The following is an 8,242-nucleotide window of genomic DNA, read 5'->3' as shown; positions in this document are numbered from 1 at the left end:
ACGAAGTTGAAGAAGCGGCGGACGTTGACGTAGCGCCATTCGTTATCGTTGCCCGCCAGGGTGCGGGCGCCCCAGACCAGGGTCCCCTTGCCGGTGAAGGCGCGTATGGCGTTGACCGACTTGCCGGCCGTGTCGTCCACGTTCATCACATCCTGCTGGACGTTGGAAAACTGTATGGTGGGGGCCGTGACGGCGTTGACACTGACGTTGGCCGGCGCTTTCCAGACGCCGCGGCTGTTATCGACAGCCGCATAGATCCCCGCGACCGCGGAGGAAGGTGGCAAGTTGCAGGACATGTTCAGGATCGCCGCCTTCGCCAGTTGGTAAATGCGGTTGTTGGCGCCGGCTCCGGTGTTCAACGTGTCGAGCTTCACGGCCGGGGCTGCGGTCCCGTCAGTCGTTATGACCACGTCGGTTTTGGTCTCGTCGATGGCGAAATTGAGGACCGTCTCGATGTTGGGCGCGTAGGCTGCGCCGTATTTCAGGTTGTTTATGCCGATGCCGTTGGACCTGAAGTTGTTGACCGCTGCCAGCAGGTCGGCGTTGGGGTCCGACAGTGAAATCGTGTCCCCGTGCAGGTCCATGACCACGAAACGATCGTTCAACGCCTGGCACTGCAGGAGCGCGGCGTCATGGAGCGTCTTGAAGTCGCCGATCGGGAGGCTCTGGGCCTCGGGAAAAATGATCAGCGTCGGTTCGTCCTGCTTTACCAGGGTATCAAGCCCTGCCGAGAGCTCCGTTTCTACCAGCGGATCGCCGAGGGCGGCCTTGTACAGACCGGCTGAGACTATGTAGCAGGGTCCCCCGCCGTTGGCGAAGAACATCTGCAGCGCGTAATACATGATGTGCTTGGAGCGCGAGGCCTCGGCCAGGGTTGCCGTGACTTGTTGGATGGTGACGGTACTGCCGTCCGTCTTTTGCTGGACCGCCACCTGGATATGTTCTTCGTTCTGGGCCACGCCGAAGTGCTTCTCGTACTCGACCAGCGACGAAATCCTGGTCGGCTTCAGTACCAGGTCGTTCGCCACCACGTTGTCGGCTTTTTGGGTGTACCCGATGAAGGCTGGTATGGCCGTCTGCACCGGTGCAATGGAAGGAGGGAACCTCGGAATCTCTTCGATATACACACCGGGCGTTCTAGGCAATAGTGCCATTGTCATTACCTCCTTTGTTTTAGGATGGCGCGGTTATATGAATATCTCCGACTCTATGTCAGTGATCCTGGTGCCGGTCTTGACGGGCTTGATCAATCCGGCCGATGGCTTTTGCTTCGTCCCTGCATTGCCGAAAAACGTGAGCGGCAGCGGTGTGGGCTCTTGGGAGTCCACGATGCCCGTAGTGTTGCGGATATAAGTCCAGGTCGTGGAGCGGCTTTTGAAGCGAACCTGGTAGACGGGATGAGGGGCCTTCGGATGCCCCGCGCCATCGACGAAACTGAAATCTCCGTCATCGCCCCGCACTGCGTTAAGCCGCAGCAATGCGAATAGGTCGTCGGGCAGATCGTCGGTCAGCTCGACGCCCCTCGCGGGCGCGCCTGAAAGGCCGGGCGGCGGCACGATCGTCGGCGCGTCTGCCTGGTTGACGAATACCGGCACCGTGGTGACATCCGCGGCAATCTGCCGGGTCGCCGCCCCGGGCTGATCACTGGTCAGTTGCAACAGCGCTCCCCCCGCCACAACGAGCGATTCCACTTGATCGTCAGCCGCCATGACAGGGAACTCCCTGGAGAGGAAGAGAGCCTTGCCGACTCCGGTTGTCCTGGCGGCGCCTGATGCATTGGAAAGGACCGGGACGTTCTCCTTGTACCGGTAGAGCTTCTTCTCGGGCGGATGGAAAATCTCGTAGGTCTTCCGCGGGAGCAGCGTCAGCGCGGTGTAATCGTGAAAGGCGCTCTCCTTGATCCTGGCTGCGAAATCCAGCACCGTATCAGGCGGGACAACGGTGCCGTCCGGAACGGCCACTATGCAGCCGAGGGCGGTCTCCTTGTAGACCGCACGCAGGCCCGCAAGAATCGAAGCGGTGGATGCTGTCGGCCTCAGCGACACGAACGAGCGCAGATCATAGGCAAAGAGTCGGCGGTCCCTTCGATCCTGGCTTGCGATCAGGTCGAAGAGAGTCCCACCGTCGTCCAGCCAGTAATGGTGGAGCATGCGGATCTCGAAGAGCCGCAGATAACCGTTGATGAACGATTCGGCCATGCTCAGGACACCTGTTTCTTGTGATAGAAATCGCCCACCACCTCGGTGATGAGCCCGCTTTCGCTATTGATCGCCCTGAATTTCAGGTCCAGCATCCTCAGCACATACAGTACGAACGGGTACTGCTTCCCCCCCAGGGTCCCCCAGAGATGGTTCACCTCTTCCATTGTTGGGGAGTAGAGGTCGAAGATCAGCCTGAAGGTCTCAAGCTGGTCTGCCTGATTCACCGGGCTCGACGTCGTTATCGACGCCGGAGTCACGTTGTCCTGATCGAAGGAGTAGCGGGACTGGAAAAAACGGATCACCCTCGAAAGCATGAGCAAGGCGTTCGCATAATCCGTATGAGCGGCGGTGACAAGGGTCAGGAAGTTGAGGAAGACCGGGGCGTTTTCATAGGTGGCTTTGAGCGTGATGTCGTTTCTGACATAGTTCGGGACGTTCTTTAGGGTCTTTTCTTCTTTGAGATTGACTATGGAGATGTACACCATATCTCTGGCCAGGCCGGCGGTGCCGCCACCTGAAGCGAATCCCTCTGCGATGTTGCCAAGCTTCACCTGCGGCGTCTGGGAGTTGTAGACGTCGCTCAGATGCTTATTCAGCTCGTTGATCACTATGGTCAATGCATGAGAGATCATCGCCCTCTCTTTTAGCTGTCAAGGGTGTGCTTAGGGGTTGCCTTTCCGAGATGTTTCCTCCGGCAACGGAGAGGAAGCCGGAGTTGTCTGACCTGCGAGTATAACGGCCTCACAGTGCCGGCACCCCGTTCACCTTATCTTGTATCGCGGGGTGCTTCTGTAGCTGGTGGCTGGCGTGCTTAGACGATATCGGCACGAACGGCCATGCTGCAGCCTCTTATGTCACAGCCAATGCGGGAGATTTGAACTGCGTTATTTATGACAGAAGCTGCGCTTTGACAACGACGTGAGCGTCTATGGCAGGATGACATTATATTTCTAAATCCCCCTGTGACTCTTGTCAATTAAGGTGCTGTAATATTTATTGCTGAAGCGATCCCGAGGTAGCATGCGGCAAATAAAAAAAGGCCGCGGCCGCCTGGGCCTTTACGAAGTTCATCTGGGCCAGATGTTACAGGTTGTCGTCGAGCTTGCCCTGAAGGCATGTAACGGGGATAGACAGGATGGGCAGGATGAAGGCCAAATCAGAAGCCTGGGGTAGGGCAAGAGTCTCGGGCTTTCAACTCCCCTGTCAGCTTTTAGTGTCTTTGTAGTTATCCTGTCTATCCTGTACATCCCTGTTAACCCGCCTCTGTGGTTTTTGATGTACTTGAGGAAGCCGTTTCCTTTCCGGGAACGGCCATTTTTTGTCCCCCACTGCCCCCTCGTATGCCGTAAATAAATTTTATGAGCATGCTCATTTGTTGTTGCCAACATTCATTGTTCGAGCTATAGTGAGCGCGTTCATATTGATGGAGGTTCATGCGATGCGCATCACCGAGCAGGCCAAGCAGGGAAACCGGGACCGCATCCTGGAAAAGTCGGCTGAGCTTTTTGCGGCCAGGGGATTCGAGGAGTGCACCACCCGCGACATCGCCGTGGCAGCCGGTTTGGCTGCCGGAACCCTCTTCAATTACTTCCCCAGCAAGGAAACATTGGCGATGACCATGGTCTCCGATGTCTTGGCTGGGGGAGCTGAAGATTTCCGGGGGCGCCGCACAGGCGATGAGGATTTGAGCGAGGAGCTCTTCTTGTTCATCTCCTCGGGGCTGCGGCGGCTACGGCCCCTGCGTCCCTTCATCGGCCCGGTCCTGGAGCGATCCCTGAGCCCATTTCCCCGTAAGAACGTCTGTCCCGAGGGCGAATCCGCCCGCCAGCAACACCTTGCGGCAGTGCAGGAAATCCTGTCCCGGCACGGCTTCACCGAGGCCCCCGACTGCGTGGCCACCACCATCTACTGGTCGCTGTACCTCGGCATCCTTGCCTTCTGGGCCAACGATGCGTCTCCCAACCAAGAGGCTACCCAGGCCCTCGTCGACTATGCCATCCGCACCTTCGTGCAGGTGATTTCCGGCGCCATGAAAGATGAAGGAGTAGGCCATGCCCAGTGACAAGGCGATCGAAAGGGAGCTTGTCGATCTGCTTCCCAAGGACCTCGAGGCCGACCCGACAGGTCGACGTCTGGCGCGACTGATCAGCCGCGTATCGGAGCGGAAGGTGCCGGTCAGCTCCTTTACCCGCCTCTGGACCCTCGGAACCTTACAGGCCCGGGTCGCCGCCGGTTACCTGGCCTACTGGCTGCGCAGTCGCTTTTCCGAGGCGGACCGGCGGCAACGGATGAAGAGCGAGGCCCACCTGGCCGCGGCGGTGGAGCTCTTCGGCACCATGGGATACCTCCGGGGGGCGGTGATGAAGGTGGGGCAGCTCCTGGCGAATCTCCCTGAGGTTGTCCCCGAGGAGTTCGCCGAGGTGCTCTCCGCGCTCCATTTCGAGGCGCCCCCCATGCACTTTGCCATGGTGCGGGAGCTTTTCCTCGACGAGTTCGGTCGCGAGCCCGAAGAGGTCTTCGCCAGTTTCGATCGCCAGGCCTTTGCCGCGGCCTCGCTGGGGCAGGTGCATCGGGCACGGCTCAAGAGCGGGGAGGAGGTGGCGGTAAAGATCCAGTACCCCGGCATCGCCCGGACCATCCGCAGCGACCTCCGCAACCTGCGGCTTCTGCTCCAGCCCCTCGCGACCGGAAAGGACTGGCAGGATACACTGGACAAGCTGGTCGACATCGAACAGATGCTCCTCATGGAGACCGATTACCGGCAGGAGGCGCAGTTCTCCCGGCAGGCGCGGGCGCTTTTCACGGCCCAGGACCGGGTCGTGGTGCCGCGGGTCTATGACGACTATTCAACCGGTAGGGTGCTCACCACCGAATACCTCGACGGCCGCCACCTCGACCGTTTTCTTGCCGGCAATCCCGGACAGGAGGAGCGGGACCATTTCACCACGCTGCTCACCTCGGCGACCCTCAGAATCTACTACAGGCTGCACTGGTTCATGGCCGATCCCCACCCGGGAAATTACATCTTCATGCCCGATGGCCGGCTGGGGCTGATCGACTTCGGCTGCACCCGCGCCATCGCCGATGACGAATGGCTCTTGATTCGCGAGTTGGAGGAGGCATGCCTGGCACGGGACGAGGCCCGGTTCAACGGCGTCATTGCCCGGGCCTGCCTTTTCGGCAGCGTTGAGGAAATGGCCTCGGACCAGTTGCAGACCCTCCGGCGCGGGGTGTCCTGGAACATGGAGCCCTGGCTCAAGGACGGTCTCTTCGATTTCGGAGATCGGGAATTTCTCATGCGCGGGGTCGATAATCTCATGGAGACGGCCCGCAAGCGTTACACCCGTGGTTCGCCCTTGTACCTTTGGTCCACTCGCTTCGTTTATGGGGGGAGGGCTGTCTGCTACCGGATGAAGGGGCGCTGCGAATTCAGGAAGATCTTCCTCAACGAATCCGAGTCCGCTCTTTCTGCTCCTCGCGCAGCAGTACCTTCCGCAACAGCCCCGGTTCACACTTCTCTTTGTGGGGCATGACCTGGCGCGGACAGCGTTTAAGGAGGCATCGAGATGACGGCATTTCCATATGCATCCCCCGTCGATCCCGCTTCTGCAAAGATGGACCCGGACGGCCTGGCGGAGGTTGCCGAGCGCTTTCGACTCCAGCAGGCTTCCGGGGCATTCCCCGGCGGGCAACTTCACGTCAGGCGAAACGGCAGCGTCGTGCTGGATGTGGCGGTAGGTGTCGCCCGAGGATTTCGATCAACTGAACCTGTAGAGCCGGTGAAGGTGCAGTCGCGGACGCCGTTCCCTGTCTATTCTTCCGGAAAACCGGTGGCCGCCATCGCTATCGCCATGCTGGAAGAGCGTGGCCTCCTCGATGTAGAAGCGCCTCTTTCCGAGATCTTCCCTGAATTCGCCCGTCATGGCAAAGGCGACATTACCACGCTGGACGTCTTGACCCACAGGGCGGGGATATTGGTGCCGAGCCTGTACAAGGATTACAAGAACGTCGCAGATCGCGAATCGGTGCTGAAGCGACTGATAGAGGCCAAACCGAGGTACAGGCGTGGCACCTTTGCCTATATGCCGACCGAGTTCGGGGCGATATTGTGCGAGATCTCGCGGCGCATAGATGGACGGACCTTGTCTGACTTCGTGAGGGATGAAATTTCAGCTCCACTGAATTTGCCCGCTCTGCGGTATGGCCTCGCCGGCCGTGACCTTGATTCACTCGCCTTTACCTACTGGCTCGGAAAAGAAAAGTTGATGATGTTCGACACGAACATCGCGGAAGACTTTGAAGACGTGAATAATGCGGCAGAATGTTTCTGTTCAGAGAACCCGGCGTTCAGCATGGTCACCGATGCAGCGAGCCTGGCCGCTTTCTACCAGTTTCTCCTCGATGGGGGAGTAACTGGCACCGGTGAACGGCTTTTATCGGAAAAGACGATTCATGGATATACCAGGCGGGCTGTATCGGGTTGGAATAGGAGTCTCGGTACCTTTATCGCCGAAGCTAGAGGCTTTACCGTGGGGTCACTTACCCCGTCCGCCTTTGGCTGGTGGAACACCGGAAAATGTTTTGGGCACGGAGGGGCATTTTCCTCTCTCGCTTTTGGAGACTTCGAAACCAGGCTTGCCGTCGCGATTGTCACCAACGGTAATCGCAGCATAGCCGATTTCGCCAAACGGTTCATCCCGCTGGCGCACCGGCTCAGGAAAGCCTGCCGGTAACGAATCACCACTGACTCTGGGGCGCGCAACGGGGTCTTCGGCAGGAGTGGCCGGGCCTTGTAGCCAAGCCTGAAAAGGAGGAAATATGTGCGAGTTCTGTCTGAAGCACGGGGAGGGGGAGAAGTGGTACCTGCAGGCGAAGAATTATTCGGAGGATCTGCTCAGTGACCTGCGCCGGCTCAGATTCCTGGAGCGTTTCGCCAACACGGAAGGGCTGCAACAGGATATGGCGAAAATGGATACGGTCTTCGGGCGTGTCAGGAAGATGCCCTGGTTCATCCGGAGTCTCTTCAGCCGCATGCTCACCGGGCACTTCAAAAAGGTCCATTTCGGCCAGGTCCTGCCGATCGAGGATATCGAGCAGATCTTCGAGCTGACCAATTCCGTCGTCCGGGTGGCCTGCATATGCCGCCAATCGACGCTGGGACAGGAGAAGCGCTACTGCTACGGGATCAGTATGGGCCCCAACGGCGGGAGGCTCATCGAGATCTTCCGGGCGGTGGAAGAAAAGTTCACCGGCGGGGTCGACGACAACAGGTTCGAGATGCTCACCCGCGAGGAAGCCCTGGCCGCCTTTCGTGCCCACGAGTTGGAGGGGCTTTGCCATACCGTCTGGAGTTTCCAGACGCCCTTCATCGGCGGAATCTGCAACTGCGACAGGGCGGACTGCCTGGCCATGCGCGGCATTTTCACCCACGACGTTCCAACCATGTTCCGCGCCGAATATGTCGCCGAGGTCGATGCGGAGAGCTGCCGCGGCTGCCGGAGCTGCCTGCGCCTCTGCCAGTTCGGCGCCCTCGTTTACAGTGCTTCCAATAAGAAAGTCGAAGTCGACCAACTGCGGTGCTATGGGTGCGGGATTTGCCGTTCGGTCTGCGCCTCGAAGGCGATCCGGCTGGAGGACAGGAATATCTCCCCGGTAGCCGCCATTTGGCAGTGACCTCGGAGTACTGGCGCAGCAGTAGCAACCGTGGCGCGGAGCCTCCTCCCTGCTGCCGTAACAGTAAAAGAAGCACCACGCGGGGTGCAAGGCGCACATCGCGCTGCGCGAGAAGACAGGAGTGCGGGAGGTAGCCTATTACGACTTTCTGGGGAAGGTGATCGACGGGTACTGGATTCCGCTCGCTGGCGCCGAAGACCTCTACGTACACTTCGGCATCGACATCACGGAGTACGCTGCGGAACGGCTAATTCCAGGGAGCCGTGGTGCGGGCTGCGAATGCGGTTCCTGCTCCGGCGCATGAAAAAGGACCGAGCCGATCGTGGCGCTCTCGTCGTCTAGCCGATATTCAGTATGAGGTAAAAGAA

The 8,242-nt window shown here is 59.2% G+C and carries 7 protein-coding genes; 4 read left to right on the top strand and 3 right to left on the bottom strand.

Features of this window, described 5'->3' with window-relative positions; genetic code table 11:
* The 3 genes from AC11W3_RS20550 to AC11W3_RS20540 form a co-directional block, all read right to left on the bottom strand.
* Window positions 1-1,154: phage tail sheath family protein (locus AC11W3_RS20550; protein WP_484093671.1), on the bottom strand; the 1,154-nt coding region annotated here is incomplete at its 3' end.
* Between the two features lie 33 nt (window positions 1,155-1,187).
* Window positions 1,188-2,198, bottom strand: coding sequence for a hypothetical protein (locus tag AC11W3_RS20545; protein WP_484089773.1), 1,011 nt, complete (start codon window positions 2,196-2,198; stop codon window positions 1,188-1,190).
* Window positions 2,199-2,200: 2 nt separating this feature from the next.
* Window positions 2,201-2,833, bottom strand: a complete 633-nt coding sequence (locus AC11W3_RS20540; RefSeq protein WP_484089772.1) for a Pvc16 family protein — start codon at window positions 2,831-2,833, stop codon at window positions 2,201-2,203.
* An 806-nt stretch (window positions 2,834-3,639) separates the two neighbouring features.
* On the opposite strand from AC11W3_RS20540, the gene AC11W3_RS20535 reads away from it, so the two are divergent.
* From AC11W3_RS20535 to AC11W3_RS20520, 4 genes are all read left to right on the top strand, one after another.
* On the top strand, window positions 3,640-4,263 hold the full coding sequence (locus AC11W3_RS20535; protein ID WP_484089771.1) for a TetR/AcrR family transcriptional regulator: 624 nt from the start codon (window positions 3,640-3,642) through the stop codon (window positions 4,261-4,263).
* Complete coding sequence (locus AC11W3_RS20530) at window positions 4,253-5,734, top strand: ABC1 kinase family protein (protein ID WP_484089770.1); 1,482 nt, start codon at window positions 4,253-4,255, stop codon at window positions 5,732-5,734. The genes AC11W3_RS20535 and AC11W3_RS20530 overlap by 11 nt, the downstream gene beginning before the upstream one ends.
* Before the next feature lie 33 nt (window positions 5,735-5,767).
* The gene (locus AC11W3_RS20525; RefSeq protein WP_484093670.1) at window positions 5,768-6,934 is read left to right on the top strand and encodes a serine hydrolase domain-containing protein; all 1,167 of its coding nucleotides are present in this window, start codon (window positions 5,768-5,770) and stop codon (window positions 6,932-6,934) included.
* Window positions 6,935-7,019: 85 nt separating this feature from the next.
* Window positions 7,020-7,874, top strand: coding sequence for a 4Fe-4S dicluster domain-containing protein (locus AC11W3_RS20520; protein WP_484089768.1), 855 nt, complete (start codon window positions 7,020-7,022; stop codon window positions 7,872-7,874).
* Window positions 7,875-8,242: the final 368 nt, after the last annotated feature.

Source organism: Geomonas sp. (assembly GCF_056994735.1).
This window is presented reverse-complemented; position numbering and strand designations above follow the sequence as displayed.

Coding starts and splice junctions, on each gene's coding strand:
- AC11W3_RS20545 (WP_484089773.1), bottom strand. CDS start 2,198: ATGGCCGAATCGTTCATCAACGGTTATCTGCGGCTCTTCGAGATCCGC.
- AC11W3_RS20540 (WP_484089772.1), bottom strand. CDS start 2,833: ATGATCTCTCATGCATTGACCATAGTGATCAACGAGCTGAATAAGCAT.
- AC11W3_RS20535 (WP_484089771.1), top strand. CDS start 3,640: ATGCGCATCACCGAGCAGGCCAAGCAGGGAAACCGGGACCGCATCCTG.
- AC11W3_RS20530 (WP_484089770.1), top strand. CDS start 4,253: ATGCCCAGTGACAAGGCGATCGAAAGGGAGCTTGTCGATCTGCTTCCC.
- AC11W3_RS20525 (WP_484093670.1), top strand. CDS start 5,768: ATGACGGCATTTCCATATGCATCCCCCGTCGATCCCGCTTCTGCAAAG.
- AC11W3_RS20520 (WP_484089768.1), top strand. CDS start 7,020: ATGTGCGAGTTCTGTCTGAAGCACGGGGAGGGGGAGAAGTGGTACCTG.